The sequence below is a fragment of the Thiobacillus denitrificans ATCC 25259 genome (assembly GCF_000012745.1).
In the GTDB taxonomy this organism is placed as follows: domain Bacteria; phylum Pseudomonadota; class Gammaproteobacteria; order Burkholderiales; family Thiobacillaceae; genus Thiobacillus; species Thiobacillus denitrificans_B.
Map to the genome: position 1 here is coordinate 565,661 of NC_007404.1, position 18,297 is coordinate 583,957.

Consider the following 18,297-nt stretch of genomic DNA (forward strand, 5'->3'; position numbering starts at 1 on the left):
CGTAAATGGCTGTTCCAAAAAACGAAAAAAATTGAGGTCTGCGTCGGTGCATGGGCGGTGATGTCGAAAACACGACGTGTGCGGCGAACTGCCGTCACCGACCCCGATGCTCGATTTAAGGCAGGAAATGCCGTTAGCATGGCATGCTCCGTTCCGACTTCCCGGTCCAGCCTTCCTCGTCGATGCACGAACCTACCCCAAACGCCCCGCCCATGCCCTGGCTCAGTACGCTGGCTGTCCGTTTGACGCGCGTCGCCCCAGGTCGCTGGCTTGCGCTGATGCTGCTCGCCCTGCACGCGGCCGTCGCGTTCGATGCCGAAGCGGCTATAAGCCGCGGATTCCTGCTCGCGCATTACGGGCTGTTCCTGCTCTGGCAGCCGCTGGTGAGGAGCGAGGCCCGCATCGAGCCGCGGCTCGCGCTGCCTGTGTTTGCGATGGCCGCCCTGCTCGTGCTGGTCGACAGCCCTTGGGTCCTCGCGCTGTGGCTGGCGGTGCTCGCCGGGCTGGTCGGTGCCGTCGCGGCCTCGCACGACGGGCGTCGGCAGCACCTGCCTTATCTACTCGCGCTCGCGTACCTGCTCGCCTTGCTGCTCGCCTGGGTGTTGCCGCAAAGCCTCGGCGACACGGCCTTGCCCGACGAACTCCAATTTGCCGTGCGCTACGGGCTGCCGCTGCTGCCGCTTGCCATTCTGTTCCTGCCGGGTGAACGCCAGCGCGGTGCCTCGTCGACGCTCGACTTCATCTACGGGCTCATGCTGTCGCTGCTCGTGATCGTGATGGCGCTCGGCGTGTTCGCGGTCGTCGCGGTCGCGAAGGTGGGCTACGCGTGGGCGCTCGTGCAGACGCTGCTCGGTATGGCGGCGCTGCTGCTTGCGCTGTCGTGGCTGTGGAACCCGCGCGCCGGCTTTACCGGCCTCGGCCAGCTGACGTCGCGCTACCTGCTCTCGGTCGGGCTGCCGTTCGAGGGCTGGGCCCGGCGGCTGGCGACGCTCGCCGAACGCGAACGCGATCCCGAGTCCTTCGTGCGCGATGCACTCGCCGACCTGCACGAACTGACCTGGATCAGCGGCGGCCGGTGGCAGGCGGCGCGCGGCGAAGGCCACTTCGGGGACCAGGCGCCGCACCGGGTCGAGCACGCCTTCCACGGCCTCGCGCTCGCCTGGTATGCGCCGCGCCCGCTGACGCCTTCGCTCGCGCTGCACGTGCGCCTGCTGTCGCAGTTGCTCGGCTATTTCTATGCCGCCAAGGTGCGTGAGCAGACCTTGCGCGAGCAGGCCTACAGCCAGGCGATTCACGATACCGGCGCGCGGCTCACCCATGACGTCAAGAACATCCTGCAGTCGGTAAAGACGCTGCTCGCCGCGGTCGATACCGCGACCCCGGAGGACAGCGACCGCCTCCTGGCCTTGATGAAGCGCCAGGTGCCACAGCTCGTCGCGCGCCTGTCGCAGACCGTCGACAAGCTCAAGCAGCCGACGGAAATGGATGCGGCGCACGTGCCGGCACAGGCTTGGTGGGCTGCGCTGCGGGCGCGCTACGAGCACGACGATGTGGGGTTCTCCGCCGACGCGCTCGACGAAACGCCCTTGCCGCAGGACCTGTTCGACAGCGTGGCCGACAATCTGCTCGCCAACGCGCTGCGCAAACGCCGCGGCGGCGTGGGTGTAGCCGTGGAGGTGCGCCTCAGTTTGCGGCCGACGGTCGCCTTGACCGTGACCGACACCGGCGCGCCCGCCCCCGAGCATGTCGCGCGTAATCTGTTCCTGAGTCCGGTGGCGTCGGATTTCGGGCTTGGCGTCGGGCTTTATCAGGCGGCGCGCCAGGCGGCACGTTCGGGCTTTCGCCTCGATCTGCCGGCCAATCAGGCGGGCCAGGTGACGCTCCGAATTCAGGCTACGGACAGCCGCCACCCGGACATATCCGCCCCCTGAGTTGATCGGCGGAAATCCAGGTCACGAGGTCGTCGAAGTCGTCTGAAGGCGTGCGGCTGACAAATTCTTGGTCGACGTGGTCGCTGTTGGTGTTTTCGCGCTCGGTATTGCTCGATGGGGCTGCCAAAGTATTTCCGTTGAGGTTGCGGGCACCCCAGCCGTTCGGACCGTGGGAAAGAATGACGATCGGCACGTTCGCGGCTACGTTTCCGAGCGCGCCGCAATCGTCAGAATCCGCATTTGTGCTGGTAGTGCAAACCTGGCGATCGCCCACGTCTGCGTTCTGAAAGCCCGTAACGGAATTCGCGAATTCTTCGGTAACGGCGTACCGCAGACGGTTGCCCCAGGCGTCCTGCGCCGCCGTCCCCAATGCAGCCCAGGGGAAAAAACCTTCCGTGTTAAGGCATCTGCCCGCGTCGCGGGGCCCTTCGAGGCCGTCGCCATTGACGTTCGGGCAGGGCAGGTAGGGTGCGCCAGTGCCATTGCTGGCTGAGTGCGCCATCGCATATCCAAAAATCGCCTCGCGCGCTTCGTTCAATGTCTGCTTGGTTTCCGCGATCCGCCGCGCCTGAATCTGAGCCGACAACGGAACCGCGAGCCCCCCGATCAGGATGGTCATGATCACGAGCACGATCGCGAGTTCGATCAGCGTGAAGCCGCGTTGCGGGGTCATGGGGCGGGTTCCTTCTCGAGCGGCGGCGAAGGCGGGGTGGACGGTCGCAGCACCTGATACGGTTCGTACACCTTGCCGTCGCTGCGGATCTGGCCCGGCTTCAAGCCTGACGGGCCGGTCCCGTCGAACTCGGCCGCGCCGTCGACCCAGCGCGTCGTCTTGCCGTCGGAACGGATCACGACCCCGTCGTAACGTACGGGCGGCGGCGTGTCGCTCGCGGCAGACGGGGCCGGGGATGGCGCGCGGCCACTGGTCCGCGCCCGCGCCGCCTCGAGTTGCGCGCGCTCGGCCGGGGTGAAGAAAAGGCGGCCGATCTCGGTCGCTTGCGCCGGTGCGACGCCGAGGACGAGGAGGCTCAGCGTGCCGAGCAGCGGCGCGGCAAGACACGACGGGAATCGGCGCGAAGACCGGTTACGCATCCTGCCCCCGATCCGTCGCTGCGACGGTGAACCACAGCAGTTCGCATTCTGCCTGCAAGGTCGGCCGGCTGGCGGCGGCGAGCGCGAGGTCTTCGCGCTTGCTCAGCCGGCAACCCTGGACGCGGTAGACGCCCGGCGCGCGCGCCTTCAGCGCCGCGAGAAAGCGCGGCAGATCGGTTTCAACCAACACGGGCATGGCCAGCGTCATCACGGTTTGCCCGAGCGGGAGGCCGTCGGCGAGCGCGGGCAGCGCATCGGTGCGCGGCGCCAGGCGGTAGTCGAGCCCGTAAAGACCGGCATCGCGGTTCGCGAGCTGCGCCGCCTCGATCCACGCGAGCCGGTCTTCGGCGCCGACGAAGCCGCGCGCGACGAGCGCCCGATAAGCGCCGAGATGGGTCGCGATCAGGTGCTGTTGCTGGCGGCTACTCTCGAGCTTGCGCCGCACCGCGTCGAGCGCGCCTTGCTGCGCCTCGAGCTCCGCCGCGGCGCGCGCGGCTTCACCGCCCCCCCACCAGATGCCGGCGCCCGCGAGCAGCAGCGCGACCAGCACGAGCAACAGGTGAAACTTGAGGGCGGCGAAGGGGGGGCGTGTCATCGCGCGACCTCGGCGAGACGGGCGCTGACGCTGAAGCGTGCGGCGGGTGCGCTCGCCGCGTCGCCTGCGACGGTCTTGCCCGCCAGCGTGCCGGTCGAGTCGGCGTTGACCGGGCTGCGCACGAGGCTCACGCCGGCCACGCCCGGCACCGCATCGAGGGCGCGCATGAAGCCCTCGATATCCTGCATCGCCACGCGGAAGTTGCCGTCGAACGGCACGAGCGCGGCGTCGATGTCGAGACGTATCTGCCCCGAGGTCAGGGTCTCGTCATGCCAGCTCAGCGTTTCGGGCACGACCCCCGGTGTCGACTGCAGGGCCGCGCCGGCCGTGGCCAGAAGCGTGTCGACCTCGGTCTGGCGGCGGTCGAGACGGGCGGCCAGGGCGACGGTGCGCGCGAGGTCCTCGGGTGTTTCCGCGTCCGGCGGGAAGGTGCGTGCGATGGCCATGTAGCGGCCCTCGAGGCGCTGCACCTGCTTCGCGAGCTGGGTCGCCTGATCGCTCACGTCCTGCGCGTGCAGCCAGTAGGCGGCGGTCATCCCGGCGCCGAGGAAGGCGATGATGCCTGCGGCGGCGCGCAGACCGCGGCGCCACAGAAATTCGACATGGGGTTGCAGCAGTTCGACCGGCGCGAGGTTGAGCGGCAGGGCTTCGCTGGCGATCGCCGCGAGGGGCGCAACCTCCGGCGTCAGCCGCAGAAAGTCGTCCGGGATGTGCAGCGCACGCGCCAGAGTCGCGAGGTCGATCACGCGCGCGCTGAACGCGGGATCGGCGTTCAGCGGCGCCTGCGCGCTGTCGAGTTGACCCGACGGGTCGAGCAGCAACACATGCAGGCGCGCTTCGCGCGGCAGGATGCGCTGGCCGCTCATATAGAGCTGGGTCTTGGCGATTTCCTCCGCCGCGTTGCCCGGCGACTGGGTCGGTGTCTCGCCCGCGATCAGGCGCGAAAACCGCAGCAGGCCGTCGTGGTAGTAGGACAGCCGCAGCCCGTTGCCGAGCCGGCAGGCCAGTAACACATGGGTCGACGGCGCCTTGAGCTTGCCGAGCAGATACTGGTAGGCAAGTGCGAGCGGCGTGATACCGGCGAGTGGCGTGCCTTCGCGGTGCAGCACGCCGAGCCAGGGCATGAGCCAGTCGGCGTCGGGCAGCGCGACGAGCAGGTAGCGGTCGTCGCGGCGGCCGCTCGCTTCGCGTGCCTGGCGCCAGGCGCCGGTGAAGCGCGCGTTGCGGAACACCTGCCTGAGCTTTCGCCCGAGCAACTCGGCGCGCGCGCGGCCCTGCACGTGCGGCAGAATTTCGCTGCGATAGTCTTCCTCGACCGTATCGGCGACGAGCACGACGGGCAGACCGGCGTTGCGCGCGATGATGCGCTGGAAGGCGACGAGGCCTTCGGGCGTTGCGCGGAACTCACCCAGCCAGTGCATGCGCCCGGGCCGCCAGTCGAGGACGCCGATCTGGCGTGCCGTCGCAAGCAGGATCAGGCGATGGTCGAGCATCACAGCGGCAGGTTTCCGATGAGGTCGTAAATCGGCAGCAGCACCGACACCAGAATGCCGCCGAGCAGCAGCCCGAGAATGGCCGTGAGCATCGGCTCGAGGACCCTTAGGCCGTTTTCGATCGAGTCGAGCACCTCGCGGTTATAGAAATAGGTTACGTTGTCGAGGGCTTCGTCGAGCGCGCCGGTCGTCTCGCCGACGCGCAGCATGCGGATCACCAGCGGCGGGAACAGCGCGAGCGAATGAAAGCTTTCCGACAGGCCGCGCCCTTCGGCGATCTGCTGGCCGGCACGGCGGATGCCCTCGGCGATCAGGCGGTTTCCCGCGACCATTTCGCCCGCGCGCAGCGCGTCGAGCACGCTCACCCCGGAGCGGTACATCATCGCCAGGGTGTTGGTGAAACGCGAAAGGACGATTTTCTTCACGATCGGCCCGACCACCGGCAGTCGCAGCTGGGCGCGGTCCCACCACGCGCGCCCGGCCTCGTTCTTCGTCACCCAGAGCGGTACGCCGACGCCGAGCGCGAAGGCCAGGAGCAGACCGATCAGCCAGTACGAGCGCACCGCCTCGGACACGGCCATCAGGATCAGCGTCGGCAGCGGGAGGACGACGCCCATGGTCTCGACGAGCGTGAGCACCTGGGGCACGAGGTAAATCAGCAGGAACAGGATCGCCGCGCCGACGACGGCGAGCACCAGCAGCGGATAAATCATCAGCCGCCGCGCCTTGGCAGCGACTTCCTCCTGCCATTTGAGCGATTCCGCGAGGCGCTCGAAGACCGCGTCGAGGAGGCCGGTCTGCTCGCCAGCCTTGACGCTGTGGACGAACACGGCGCCGAACACGGCGGGGTGCGCCGCCAGCGCCTGCGACAGCACCTTGCCGCCTTCGAGGTCCTCGAGCAACGCGGTCAGCACGTCGCGGAAGCCGCGCTTGTCCATGCTGTCGCGCAGGTCGCGCAGGCCTTCAAGCAGCGGGATGCCGGCGCGCGTGATGTAGCGCATGTGGATGCAGAAGGTCACGAGGTCTCGCCGCGTGACGCGGTCGCGGCCCTGCGGCGCGTACTGCCGCGACAGCTCGGACAGCGTGATGAGGTCGAGCCCCATGCGCTTGAGCCGCAGTTCGAGGTCGACGTCGTTGACCGCCGACAGCGTCCCGCGCACGTTGCGTCCGGTCTGGTCGACGGCGCGGTAGTCGAAAAACGGCATCGTCAGGCCCGCCCGGTCAGGTCGACGACGCGCGCGACTTCGGCGAGCGAGGTGACGCCGTCGAGCACGCGCTTGACGCCGTCCTCGGCGAGCGGGTGGTAGCCGTGCCTGAGCGCTGCGCGGCGAATCTCGTGCAAGGGCGCGTGGCTGGCGACGAGCTCGTCGAGTTCGGGATCCATGCGCAACAGTTCGATCAGCGCCAGCCGCCCCCGGTAGCCCTTGTGGCTGCAAGCGGGGCAGCCCGTTGCACGGAAGATCCAGGTCGGCTCGGCCGCGTCGATGCCGAGGATGCGGGCCTCGTCTTCGTCCGGCTTGTAGGCCTCCCTGCAGCGCGGACACAGCTTGCGCACGAGGCGTTGTGCGACCACGCCGATGATGTTGCCCGACAGGATGCCGGGCTGGATGCCGATATCCATCAGGCGTGGAAACACGCCGAGCGCCGAGTTGGTGTGCAGCGTCGTGAACACCTGGTGCCCGGTCATCGCCGCACGGAACGCCATTTCGGCCGTGTCCTTGTCGCGGATTTCGCCGACCAGGATGATGTCCGGATCCTGCCGCATGATCGAGCGGATGCCGTTGGCGAAGTCGAGCTTGAGCGTCTCGTTGACCGAGCTCTGGCGCATCAGCGTGACCGGATATTCGACCGGATCCTCGAGCGTCATGATGTTCACGGTCTCGTTGTTGAGATGCGAGAGCATCGAGTAGAGCGTCGTCGTCTTGCCCGAGCCGGTCGGGCCGGTGACGACCAGAATGCCTTCGGGGCGCGCCATCATCAGCTGCAGTTCGCGCAGCGCGTCGGCGGTGAAGCCCATCTGCTCGAGCGGCATGATGGATTTTTCGCGGTCGAGGATGCGCAGGACGAGGTTTTCGCCGTGAATGCCGGGCTGCGAGGAGACGCGGAAGTCGATCGGGCGGCCGTTCAGCGTGAGCGACATGCGGCCGTCCTGCGGCGCGCGCGTCTCGGCGATGTTCATGCCCGAGAGCACCTTGAGGCGGACGAGGATGCCCGGCCAATAGGTCTTGTGCAGGCTGCGGATCTGTTCGAGCACGCCGTCGATGCGGTAGCGGATACGCAGGAAGGCATGCTCGGGTTCGAAGTGGATGTCGGACGATTCGCGCTTGACGGCATCGGTCAGCAGCGCGCCGACGAGTCGCACGACGGGCTGCGTGTATTCCTCGGTCTCGGGATTCAGGCTGGCGTAGTCGACTTCGCCGGTTTCGATTTCGCGCAGGATGCCGTCGAGCGAGAGGTCGAAGCCGTAGAACTTGTCGATGCACTCGAGCAGCTGGGCTTCGCCGGCGAGCAGCGCGTCGATTTCGAGATGGCCGCCGAGTCCGGCCTTGAGCTGGTCGAGCGCGACGACGTTGAACATGTCGGTCGTCGCAAGCGTCAGCACGTTCCGCGCCGCGTCGTGGGCGATCGGCAGCAGATGATGGCGGCGCGCAAAATCCTCGGGCACCAGATGCAGCGCTTCGGGGTCGGCGACGACCTGGGTCAGGTCGATGCCCTGGCTGCCGAGCGCGTTCGCGAGCTGGTCGCGCAGCACCGCCTCGGTGATGAACCCGAGCGCGACGAGCTGGCGGCCGATCGGCAGGCCCGTGGCCTTTTGCTCCTTGAGGCCGATGCGCAGCTGGTCGAGCGTGATGAGCCCCTGGGACACCAGGGTTTCGCCCATGCGCAGTTTCTTGCGGCGTTCCATGCGGTCAGCGCATCCGTTGCAGTTGCTGCACCCGCGCTTCGGCCTGCGCACGATCGAAGCGGTGAGCGCCGCCGAGCGCCAGGGCTTTCGTGTAGTAGCTCAACGCGGCGGGATACTGGTGCAACTGATCGAGGCTCACGGCGAGGTTGTAGGCATAGTCGGCGTTGTTCGCGGCGCCGCGGAAGGCCTCGAAATACGCCGCCTGCGCATCGCCCCAGCGGTTCTGGCCGGCGTAGAGATTGCCGAGGGTCTGATAGAGATGGGGGCTCGGCTCACGTTCGAGCAGAAGCTTCAGGCGACTTTCGGCGGCCCCGTCGTCGGTGCTGCCGAGAAGATCGAGCAAGGCGGCCTGCGCGGTCGCGTTGCGTGGATCGAGGTCGAGCACGCGCTGATACAGGCGCTGTGCGTCCGCCTCGCGTTTCTGCACGCCCGCGATCGCGGCCAGTCCGAGCAGGGCATCGACGCTCGGCGCGGCATTCGCAGCCCGCGTGTAGAGCCGTAGCGACTCGTCGATGGCGCCGCGCTGGTAGGCGGCATGCGCCTCGGTCAGCAGGCTCGACTGCGCATCGGGCCGGAAGCGCACCGCGGGACTCGGGGCTGGCGACGGCGCCGATGGCGCGGTGGGCGCCGCCGGGCGTGCCGCCGGGGTCGGTGGGGCAGGCGAGGCCGGCCCGCCGGAAGCGGGCGGCGGGGCAAGGCGCGGCGCAGGGGGCGGGGCCTTGCGCGGCTCGGGCGGAGCAGCGGTTTCCGGCGCCGTGGGCACCGCAGGTACAGCGGGGCGAGAGGCGGCCGACGGGATGAGGTACGCGCTTTCGTCGACGGCGGGCGGAGGCGGGGCGGGCGCGGCCGGTTGGAGCGCGAAGTAGAGGTACACGCCGTATGCGGCGGCGACGAGCCCGGCGAGAAGCGCGGTCAGCGGGACCAGCGAGAGATGCGGCAGCCGCGACAGCAGTGGGCGCTCCCGCTCCGGGGCGGCGCCGGACTTGCCGAACAGCAGGCCGGGCGGCTCGACCCACTCGCGGGCCTTCGCGGCGCCCGGAAGCGCGGGCTCGAGTTCCAGATCGCCTTCGACGCGGCCGTAGCCGTCGGCGGCGTTCGACGATTCCGCGTTCGCGGCTTCGGCCTGTTTCAACGCTTTGAGCAGCAGGCTCACGGTGTCGTCCGTGGGTGGATTCGAATCACTGCCTGCTGCCGACGCGCGGCAGGAGGTGCTGGAAACGCCGCAACTCCTCGTCCTCGAGCGAGGGATTGGCGACGACGATCGGGCGCAGGAAGATCACGAGTTCGGTCTGGCTGTTGATTTGCTCGTGCTGACCGAACACGGCGCCGATGCCTTCGGGGCGCGAAAGGCCCGGGATGCCGTCCCGCGCGTTGTTCGAGTCGTCCTGGATCAGCCCGCCGAGAATGACGGTCTGACCGCTGCGGACCTGCAGCAATGACTCCATTTCGCGGACCTGGATGACGGGAACCTGGTTGGGGATCGCGACCGGAATGCTTGGATTGGGATCTCGGACGAAACCGACGTTTCGCGAAATCGTCGGGCGGACCGTCAGCGAAACCATCCCGTTCTCGTTGATCTGCGGCGTCATCGTCATCACGATGCCGACCGGCACGGTCTGCGGCGTCGTCGTGAACGTCGTCGTCGTCCCTACGTTCGCGGTCGCCGTCGTGTCGGCTTTGACGTTGAAATACACGAGATTGTCGACGACCTTGAGCAGCGCGGTCTGGTTGTTCAGCGCCATGAGCTTGGGGCTCGACAGCACCTTGGCCTTGCCGAACGATTCCAGCAGGTCGATCGCGGCGGTAAATCCGTTACTACCCGCGTTGGTGTACGTCGCCTGGATGAACGGTGTGAGTGTGTTGGCGAGCGCGTTGCTGCCGCCGCTCAAAGTGTTGATCGTCCACCCCGTCGTACCCTCCAGGGCCTTCGACCAGTCGATACCCGCGCGATACTGGTCCTTGAGCGTGACTTCGACGATCGTCGCCTCGATCAGCACCTGCCGCTGCGCCGATTGCATCACGCGGTCGAGGTATTGCTGGACCAGCGCCTGCTGTTTGGCGGTGCCGAGCACGGTCACGGTTCCGGCCACAGGGTTGACCGCGACGTCGTTGCTTGCGTCGAAGCTCGACTGTCTGTCGAATGCCGCGGTGAACAGGCTGGCGGCCCCGGCGCCGGCCTTGCTCGCAGCTTCGGCCTGCGAGACGCGTTCGGCGCGTGCTGCCTTCTCGGCCTCCAGACGCGCGGCGCGCTCCTCGTTGCTCTGGGTGACGGCGCGAGTGCCCGCGAGAATCGTGCGGATGTTCTCGGCAAGCACGTTCCAGAGGTTGTTGTTGGATTCGCTCGCGACCGTGGTCGTCGACGAGTTGCCGACGGCCGAACCGCCTGCGCTCGCCGAGCTGATGTTTCCGCCGGTGCTAGCGATCTGCGCCGCGACCCCGACGCTCGATGTCGTGTTGCGCGCGACGTTGACGTAGTTGACGGTATAGGTCTTGACGTAGGGCGAGTCGGGCATGATCGACACCGTGCGCCCGTTCATCTCGTAGCGCAGATCGGCCTGGCGCGCGATGCGCTCGAGGATCGCCGGCAGGGGCTCCTGCACGGCGTTGAGCGAGACGCGACCGGAGATGCCCGGATGCAGGTCGATGTTGTACTGGGTGTCGCGCGCGATCGAGAACAGCAGATCCTTGACCGGGACGTCGTTGACCACGACCGTATACGTCGGTACGGGCGCGCTGGGTTTCGGTGGCGGCAGCACGGGCGCGGCCCGGACCGGAGCCGGCGGCGTGCCTGCCGCGGGCTGGGCCGGTTGCGTGATGTGGCCGGGCGAGGTGTCGAACGCCCGCGGCGGCACGCATCCGCTCGTGAGCACCACGGCAGCGAGCAGCGTCAAGCGAAAGCGTTTCAAGCCAGTGTTCATCGTCATCCAGTAGGCAGCGCCACGGCGCGCATTTTCCTTACGGTGCGCAGAAACGGCGCGTCCCGCAGGGCCTCGACGCCGGGCGTCGTGGCCGGCAGCTGGCGCAGGGCCGTCGTCGCCGCGTCACGGTCGGGGAATTCTCCGACCAGTATCATCCAGGCAGGGGCGCCCCGGCTGCGTCCGTAGAACACGCGCACGGGCCGTGGCGTGTTGGGATCCAGGCCTGCCAATAATACGGCTGCCTGCGCCGCATCTTTAGCCGCAGCGACCTGGATGACATGGGTGCCCGGCGCCGCGGCAGCGAGCCATTGCCGGGTCAGGCGCGCCTCGTCGAGGACGCGTACAGCGTGGGATACGGCGGGCTCCGGAACCGCCGCAGCCGCCGGGATCGCGGCGGAAGGTTGTGGGCGCGCTTGCCAGGCAGCCCAGGCGAGCAGTCCGAGCGCGACCGCGCCCACGCCCAGCCAGGCCCAACGCCGATTCGTCATGCGGCGCGGCGCGGTGCGTTGAGTCTGCGGCAGCTCGGCGTCGCCGGCCGCGGCGTCGAGGTGGGCGAGCGTCAGGGTGTGGGTCTGGGCGGCGTAGGCTGCGAGCAGGGTCTTGTCGGCGAGCACGTTGATGCGCCGCGACAGTCCCGCGGACAGGCGTGTGAGGCGCGCGATCAGGGCTTCCGAGAACAGGTCGGGCCCGCGGTAGCCGGCAACGGCAAGACGGGCGCGCAGGTAGTCGCCGACTTCGCCTTCGTTCAGGGGCGACAGGTAGAGGCTCAGGGTGATGCGGTCCCTGAGCTGGCGGATGCGCGGGTCGGCGAGCTGGGTGTCGAGTTCCGGCTGGCCGAACAACACGATTTGCAGGAGCTTGTCAGTGGCGGTCTCGAGGTTGGTCAGAAGGCGCAGGAATTCGAGCTTGTCGAGGGCAATGCCTTGCGCTTCCTCGACGAACACGACGACGCGCCGTCCCGCCTCGTGCCGGGCGAGGAGCACGGCGTTGAGCTGGGCGAGGCGCGCGTGCCGCCCGCTCGCCGTGGTTTCGCCGAGGTCGGCGAGGATCGCGGCCAGCATGTCGTCGGGGTCGAGCGACGGATTGCCGAGGTAGACGCTGTCGACATCGTCGGGAAGCTGGGCTGCGAGCTTGCGGCACAGCATGGTCTTGCCGCTGCCGACCTCGCCGACGACCTTGATGATGCCTTCACCGTGCGCGATCGCGTAGAGCAATGCCGCAAGGATTTCTCCACGCTGGCCGCCGGCGTACCAGTACTCGGTGTTCGGCGTGATGCGGAAGGGCGCTTCTTTCAGGCCGAAGTAGTCGAGATACACGGACGAGGGCTATTCGCTTCCGTAGGTCTGCATGCGGCTGTAGAGCGTGGTGCGGTTGATGCCGAGCAGCTTCGCTGCCTGCGACAGGTTGCCGTGCGTCATGTTGAGCGCGGCTTCGACGTAGGCTTTTTCCCACTGGCGCAACGTGACGTCGAGGTTGAAGTTGGCGAGCGTCTGCAGCTGCTTGCGCGCGAGTTCGATCAGCGCCTTGCTGTCGCTCGCCAGCGGGATTTCCTGGGGGTAGGCCTGATCGGTGTCGAGTTCGGCTTCGAGCTGCTCGACGTTGACCGTCGTTCCCGGATACTTCGTCGTCAGGCGGATCGCGATGTTGCGCAGTTCGCGAACGTTGCCGGGGAAGTGATAGTCCTTCCAGATCTGCTGGGCACGCGAATCGAGCTGGAAGGGTGCGCTCTTGGCTTCGCGCGCATAGAAATCACGGAAGTGCTCGAGCAGCGTGAGCTTGTCCTGGCCCATTTCTCGCAGCGGCGGCACGGTGATCGAAAATACCGACAGACGGTGGTAGAGGTCGGCGCGGAAGCGCCCGGCCTTGATCTCGGCGCGCAAGTCGCGGTTGGTCGCGGTGACCACGCGGGCGTTCGAGAAGCGCGGCTGGGTTTCGCCGACGCGCTGGTATTCGCCATTTTCGAGCACGCGCAGGAGCTTGGCCTGCAGTTCGAGCGGCAATTCGCCGATTTCGTCGAGGAACAGCGTGCCGTTCTCGGCCTCCTCGAAGTAGCCCGCCCGGGCGCTGGTCGCGCCGGTGAACGCGCCCTTGGCGTAACCGAACAGCGTCGGTTCGACCAGCGTCGGCGAGATCGCGGCACAGTTGAGCGCGAGGTAGGGCTTGGCCGAGCGCGGCGAGAGCTGATGCAGACTCGACGCGACGCGCTCCTTGCCGCTGCCCGATTCGCCTTCGATCAGCACCGGGAACGGCGCTGCGGCGTATTGCTTGATCTGTTCGCGCAGCTTGTCCATGGCCGGGCTCTGCCCGACGATCCCGGAGTCCTTGGCCGGCGCCGGCGCCTTGTCGGCGCTGCGCTCGGCGTCCTGCACGAGCAGCGCGTTGAACAGCAGCGACTTCAGGCGTTCCGGCTCGCAGGGCTTGGCGACGAAGTCGATCGCGCCGAGCGCCCGCGCATGACGCGCGTTGGCCTCGTCGCTCTGGCCCGACAGGACCAGGATCTTGATGCTCGGGGAAATGCCGAGCAGATCGGCGATCAGGGCGAAGCCCTCGTCGGGCTTGTGCGGCTGCGGCGGCAGGCCGAGGTCGACGAGCGCCAGTTGCGGCGGCTCGTCGAGCTGCATCATCAGGCTTCTGACCTGTGCGCGCGACTCGGCGGCCGAGATTTCGAAGTCCTTGCTGAGAACGTAGGTCAGAGTGTCGGAAATCAGCGGATCGTCATCGACGATCAGCAAAGTCGGCTTGTTGGTTTGGACCACATATCCTCCGGTCGAGTCGTGCCGACCATGCGTCTGCTCTCGGCGGGCAGGACGTTTTTTGTGCGCTGTCGGACTTTCGACGATTGTGCCAGAGAGGCAATCAAAGTGAAACCGGCGCACGTGGGCGCCGGCATCCGCGGCGCGGCCGGCCGGGAAGCCGGCCTGTGTCAGTCCAGGGGGTCGATGCCGACCCGCATCCAGCCTTCGGAGCGGTCGATCGGATTGCCGAGGATGAGGTGTGTTCGCTCGGCGGAACCGTGCACTTCCAGCATCTTGCCCGGGGCGAAGAGGATCGGATCGAGGACGAGGCTGGGCGGGGACGTGTCGAGCCGGAGGCAGGCGTGCGGCAGCATGCCCGCGCCATCGTCGACGCCTTTGACCGTATAGGCGGGTGTCGACAGGTCGACAAGCATGGTCAATTCCGGCCTGCCCGGCAGGATTTCGATGCCGACGGAGCTGGTTTCGTCGCCCTCGCGCGCCAGGCGGCGGACGACGCCGAGCTGCCAGTCGTCGCGGTCGTGCGGCCTAACCCCGATCAGGGCGCCCACGCGGAGCCAGTCCTTGTCGCGCGACTCGACGCGCGCGCCCAGGCCGCACTCGCTTTCGTCGTGGATCACCCAGCGCTCGACGTCGGGGGAGGGGACCGCACGGTTTTTCAGGATCGACGCGCGGTCGCGGGTGCGCTCGGTGACGAAGCCGTAGACGTGCACGTCGTCGGCCTCGTTGTAGTCGAGCCCGGTTCCGTACGGGGACACGCGCGCAGGCGCGTTGCTGAGCTTGATCTGGGCGACGACGGTGCTCAGTCCGTGCGCGACGTCGACCAGCCGCTTGACCGCTTCGCGCGGCGCTCGCCGCTGCTCGCGCCTGGCGAGCGGAGCCCACTGTTGGCGCAGGTAGTCGAGCAGTTCGAGGCTTTCGGCGGTACGCGCGTCGCCGAGGCCGGCCTGCCGCGGCGCGCCGCCGCGCAACAGGTCGCCGAAGATCTCGTTCACGCGCTGCAGCAGACGCTCCGTTTCCCAGAAACGCAGGGGTTTCGCGAGGTCAGGTTTGCGCAGCCGGCGTGGCCCCTCGTCGGCCGCGAGGTCGATCACGAAGGTGTGGCGATCGGGGTCGAGGTGCGTTTCGAGCTGAAGCATGCCGTGCCAGTTGCAGAGCCAGCGGTCGAGCATGTTGATCTGCCGGGGGTAGAGCGTTCCCGAGTTGGCGAGATTCAGCATCAGGATGTGCACGTACGCGGTCTCGCAGCTGCAGTCGGAATTCTCGTCGGGATAGGCACGTTGCGCGCTGCGCTGAAAGCCCCCGCTCTCGGCGATGCGGTAGAGATTGTGCAGGCGTAGCCACAGCTTTTCGCCGGCCGCGAGGTAACGCATCGACCGGCACTTCAGCAGCTGGCCGAACGCACGCACCGCGCGCAGGGTGATGCGCGGGATCACGTCCGCGTGGCGCCCGCCCGGGTCGCGCGAAAGGTGGAGCACGAAGCTGTGATAACCGCGCGCGAGTTCCCAGGAAAGCCCGTAGATCGCGTGCCAGAGCTGGCTTTCCATCTGCCGCGACATGCGAGGGTTGCGCAGGTACTGGCGCACGAGCGTGTCCTGCAGATCGCGCGAGCGTTCGTCGAGCAGCATGAATATCTCGAGGCGTGCGCGCGTGAAGCTCTCGGGGTCTTCATTGGAGCGCTTGAGCGTGCGGCAGACGGCGTCCTGGCACTTGAAGGCGTCGCCGACCGGCAGGCCGTCGAGCCAGCGGGCCGCCGATTTGAGGTCGTTCAGAGGGTCGTCGGCGCGCTTACCGGTGGGCACCAGGCGGGAAAGCTGCGCGGTAAATCTGGTGGCCAAAGAGCTCATGGGTAGGCAAATCCGGTCGGGACCACATCAAGGTACCGGTCTATCCAGCAAGCTTTGTGCCAGTCTCTTTGTTCAGCTCAGCCGGCTTTGCACCCAGGCCTCGACGGAGGCGAGTGCGGCGGGCAGCGCGCCGGGGTCGGTTCCCCCGGCCATCGCCAGATCGGGTTTGCCGCCTCCCTTGCCGCCGACCTGGGCCGCGACGACGTTGACGAGTTCGCCCGCCTTGATCTTCGCCGTAACGTCGGGCGTCACCGCGGCGATCAGGCTCACCTTTCCGTCGGCGACCGTGCCGAGCACGAGCGCACACGATTTGAGTTTGTCGCGCAGCTTGTCGGCCGTCTCGCGCAAGCCCTTCGCGTCGATGCCGTCGAGCCGTGCGGCGAGCACCTTCACACCGTTGATATCGGCCGCCTGGGCGACGAGCTCGTCGCCCGCGCTCGCGGCGAGCTTCGATTTCAGGCGCTCGAGGTCCTTCTCGAGCGCGCGGACGTGGTCGAGCGTCTGCGCGAGCTTCGCGCCGAGCTCGGCCGGATGCGCCTTCAGCGCCGCTGCCGCCTGCTGGATCTCCTGTTCGCGGGCCTGCAGGTAGGCGAGCGCGTTGTCGCCGGTGATGGCCTCGACGCGGCGTACGCCGGCGGCCACACCCGATTCGGAGACGATCTTGAAGAGGCCGATGTCGCCGGTGCGTGCGACGTGGGTGCCCCCGCACAGCTCGCGCGAGCTGCCGATGTCGAGCACGCGCACCTCGTCGCCGTACTTTTCTCCGAAGAGCATCATCGCGCCGGTCTTCTGCGCATCTTCGATGCCCATTACGCGCGCCTGGGTCGGCGTGTTGACGAGGATTTCGGCGTTGACGCGCGCCTCGACCTCGCGGATCTGGGCCGCGGTCATCGGGCTCGGCTGTACGAAGTCGAAGCGGGTTTTTTCGCTGTCGACGAGCGAGCCTTTCTGCTGCACGTGTTCGCCGAGCACCTCGCGCAGGGCCTTGTGCATGAGGTGGGTGACCGAGTGGTTGCGCATCGTACGCGCGCGCGCGGTCTCGTCGACGCGGGCGAGAACCGAATCGCCGACCGCGAGCGAGCCCGTCTTGACCACGCCGTGATGGCCGAATACCTGCGCCTGGATCTTCAGCGTGTCCTCGACTTCGAAGGCGCCTTGCTTGCTCTGCAGCGTGCCGCGGTCGCCGACCTGGCCGCCCGATTCCGCATAGAACGGGGTGTGGTCGAGCACGACGACTCCAGAGTCGCCTTCCTTGAGTTCGCCGACCGCGCTGCCGTCCTTGTAGAGCGCGAGCACGCTGGCTTCGCGGGCCAGGGTGTCGTAGCCGTGGAAGGTCGTCGCCTCGCCGGCGTAGTCTAGGCCGGCGCCGAGCTTGAACTTGCCGGCGCCGCGGGCCTGCGCCTTCTGACGCGCCATCGCGGCGTCGAAGGCGGCGGTGTCGACGGCAACGCCGGCCTCGCGGCAGATGTCGGCGGTAAGGTCGAGCGGAAATCCATAGGTGTCGTGCAGCTTGAACGCGAGTTCGCCGTCGAACACGCCGCCGGCGACGAGTTTCTTGAGTTCGGACTCGAGGATGCCCATGCCGTGCTCGATGGTCTCGAAGAAGCGCTCCTCTTCCTGCCGCAGGATGTCCATCACGCGCGTCTGCGCCTTGACGAGTTCCGGATACGCCTCGCCCATCGCGATCCCGAGGTCGGGCACGATGCGGTGGAAGAAGGCCGCACGCGCGCCCAATTTATAGCCGTGGCGGATCGCGCGGCGGATGATGCGGCGCAGCACGTAGCCGCGGCCCTCGTTGCCGGGGATGACGCCGTCGACGATCAGGAAGGAACACGCGCGGATGTGGTCGGCGATGACCTTGAGCGAGTTGTTGCCCAGATCGTGGGTGTTGGTCTCGCGCGCGGCGGCGGCGATCAGTGCCTGGAAGAGGTCGATCTCGTAGTTCGAATGCACGTGCTGCATGACCGCCGAGATGCGTTCGAGGCCCATGCCGGTGTCGACCGAGGGCTTGGGCAGCGGATGCATCGTGCCGGCCTCGTCGCGATTGAACTGCATGAACACGTTGTTCCAGATCTCGATGTAACGGTCGCCATCCTCGTCGGGCGAGCCGGGCGGGCCGCCAGCGACGTCGGGGCCGTGGTCGTAGAAGATCTCGGTGCAGGGGCCGCAGGGGCCGGTGTCGCCCATCGCCCAGAAATTGTCGGAGGCGTAGCGCGCACCCTTGTTGTCGCCGATGCGGACGATGCGCGCCTTCGGCACGCCGACGTCGTTGTGCCAGATGTCGTAGGCCTCGTCGTCCTCCGCGTAGACCGTGACCCAGAGTTTTTCGCTCGGCAGCTTCAGCACGGTGGTGAGGTATTCCCAGGCGTACTTGATCGCGTCCTGCTTGAAATAGTCGCCGAAGCTGAAGTTGCCCAGCATCTCGAAGAAGGTGTGGTGACGTGCGGTGTAGCCGACGTTCTCGAGGTCGTTGTGCTTGCCGCCGGCGCGCACGCAGCGCTGCGACGACACGGCGCGGCTGTAGGGGCGGGTGTCCTGGCCGGTGAACACGTCCTTGAACTGCACCATCCCGGCGTTGGTGAACAGCAGCGTCGGATCGTTGCCCGGCACCAGCGAACTGGACGGCACGACCGTATGCCCCTTCGAGGCGAAGAAGTCGAGGAAGCTCTGACGAATGGCGCTGCTTTTCATGTTTCGGGGGGCATCGTGCGTGAACGGCGGACAGTAAGGCATTGTATCCGCTAACGTTCCGCACTTACACGC

General features: G+C 67.6%; 13 protein-coding genes. 1 reads left to right on the forward strand and 12 read right to left on the reverse strand.

Going from position 1 to position 18,297, the window contains the following annotated elements; genetic code table 11:
- The first annotated feature begins 212 nt into the window (after window positions 1-212).
- Window positions 213-1,931, forward strand: a complete 1,719-nt coding sequence (locus TBD_RS02735; RefSeq protein WP_148202997.1) for a sensor histidine kinase — start codon at window positions 213-215, stop codon at window positions 1,929-1,931.
- On the opposite strand, the gene TBD_RS02740 is transcribed toward TBD_RS02735, so the two are convergent.
- The 12 genes from TBD_RS02740 to alaS form a co-directional block, all read right to left on the reverse strand.
- On the reverse strand, window positions 1,894-2,604 hold the full coding sequence (locus TBD_RS02740) for a type II secretion system protein (protein ID WP_011311054.1): 711 nt from the start codon (window positions 2,602-2,604) through the stop codon (window positions 1,894-1,896). The genes TBD_RS02735 and TBD_RS02740 overlap by 38 nt on opposite strands.
- Window positions 2,601-3,023, reverse strand: coding sequence for a hypothetical protein (locus tag TBD_RS02745; RefSeq protein WP_011311055.1), 423 nt, complete (start codon window positions 3,021-3,023; stop codon window positions 2,601-2,603). Before TBD_RS02745 ends, TBD_RS02740 begins: the two co-directional genes overlap by 4 nt.
- Window positions 3,016-3,618, reverse strand: coding sequence for a hypothetical protein (locus tag TBD_RS02750; protein WP_011311056.1), 603 nt, complete (start codon window positions 3,616-3,618; stop codon window positions 3,016-3,018). The genes TBD_RS02745 and TBD_RS02750 overlap by 8 nt, the downstream gene beginning before the upstream one ends.
- Window positions 3,615-5,111 (reverse strand): monoheme cytochrome SoxX, encoded by a 1,497-nt coding sequence (locus tag TBD_RS02755; RefSeq protein ID WP_011311057.1) that lies wholly within the window; start codon window positions 5,109-5,111, stop codon window positions 3,615-3,617. The genes TBD_RS02750 and TBD_RS02755 overlap by 4 nt, the downstream gene beginning before the upstream one ends.
- The gene (locus tag TBD_RS02760; RefSeq protein WP_011311058.1) at window positions 5,111-6,316 is read right to left on the reverse strand and encodes a type II secretion system F family protein; all 1,206 of its coding nucleotides are present in this window, start codon (window positions 6,314-6,316) and stop codon (window positions 5,111-5,113) included. The genes TBD_RS02755 and TBD_RS02760 overlap by 1 nt, the downstream gene beginning before the upstream one ends.
- Before the next feature lie 2 nt (window positions 6,317-6,318).
- Window positions 6,319-8,016, reverse strand: coding sequence for a GspE/PulE family protein (locus TBD_RS02765; protein ID WP_011311059.1), 1,698 nt, complete (start codon window positions 8,014-8,016; stop codon window positions 6,319-6,321).
- Window positions 8,017-8,020: 4 nt separating this feature from the next.
- Window positions 8,021-9,169 (reverse strand): hypothetical protein, encoded by a 1,149-nt coding sequence (locus TBD_RS02770; RefSeq protein ID WP_011311060.1) that lies wholly within the window; start codon window positions 9,167-9,169, stop codon window positions 8,021-8,023.
- A 25-nt stretch (window positions 9,170-9,194) separates the two neighbouring features.
- Entirely contained in the window at window positions 9,195-10,922 is a 1,728-nt protein-coding gene (locus tag TBD_RS02775) for a secretin and TonB N-terminal domain-containing protein (protein WP_238376485.1), read from the reverse strand.
- Between the two features lie 14 nt (window positions 10,923-10,936).
- Window positions 10,937-12,250, reverse strand: a complete 1,314-nt coding sequence (locus TBD_RS02780; RefSeq protein ID WP_011311062.1) for an ExeA family protein — start codon at window positions 12,248-12,250, stop codon at window positions 10,937-10,939.
- A gap of 9 nt (window positions 12,251-12,259) precedes the next feature.
- Complete coding sequence (locus tag TBD_RS02785; protein WP_011311063.1) at window positions 12,260-13,690, reverse strand: sigma-54-dependent transcriptional regulator; 1,431 nt, start codon at window positions 13,688-13,690, stop codon at window positions 12,260-12,262.
- A 167-nt stretch (window positions 13,691-13,857) separates the two neighbouring features.
- Window positions 13,858-15,489 (reverse strand): hypothetical protein, encoded by a 1,632-nt coding sequence (locus TBD_RS02790; protein ID WP_238376486.1) that lies wholly within the window; start codon window positions 15,487-15,489, stop codon window positions 13,858-13,860.
- 117 nt (window positions 15,490-15,606) lie between these two features.
- Window positions 15,607-18,225: an alanine--tRNA ligase gene (alaS, locus tag TBD_RS02795; protein ID WP_041432282.1), complete on the reverse strand. Its 2,619-nt coding sequence runs from the start codon at window positions 18,223-18,225 to the stop codon at window positions 15,607-15,609.
- Window positions 18,226-18,297 lie beyond the last annotated feature (72 nt).

Excerpts from the sequence above, each read along its gene's own strand:
- TBD_RS02735 (WP_148202997.1), top strand. The coding sequence starts at position 213 with ATGCCCTGGCTCAGTACGCTGGCTGTCCGTTTGACGCGCGTCGCCCCA.
- TBD_RS02740 (WP_011311054.1), bottom strand. The coding sequence starts at position 2,604 with ATGACCCCGCAACGCGGCTTCACGCTGATCGAACTCGCGATCGTGCTC.
- TBD_RS02745 (WP_011311055.1), bottom strand. The coding sequence starts at position 3,023 with ATGCGTAACCGGTCTTCGCGCCGATTCCCGTCGTGTCTTGCCGCGCCG.
- TBD_RS02750 (WP_011311056.1), bottom strand. The coding sequence starts at position 3,618 with ATGACACGCCCCCCCTTCGCCGCCCTCAAGTTTCACCTGTTGCTCGTG.
- TBD_RS02755 (WP_011311057.1), bottom strand. The coding sequence starts at position 5,111 with ATGCTCGACCATCGCCTGATCCTGCTTGCGACGGCACGCCAGATCGGC.
- TBD_RS02760 (WP_011311058.1), bottom strand. The coding sequence starts at position 6,316 with ATGCCGTTTTTCGACTACCGCGCCGTCGACCAGACCGGACGCAACGTG.
- TBD_RS02765 (WP_011311059.1), bottom strand. The coding sequence starts at position 8,016 with ATGGAACGCCGCAAGAAACTGCGCATGGGCGAAACCCTGGTGTCCCAG.
- alaS (WP_041432282.1), bottom strand. The coding sequence starts at position 18,225 with ATGAAAAGCAGCGCCATTCGTCAGAGCTTCCTCGACTTCTTCGCCTCG.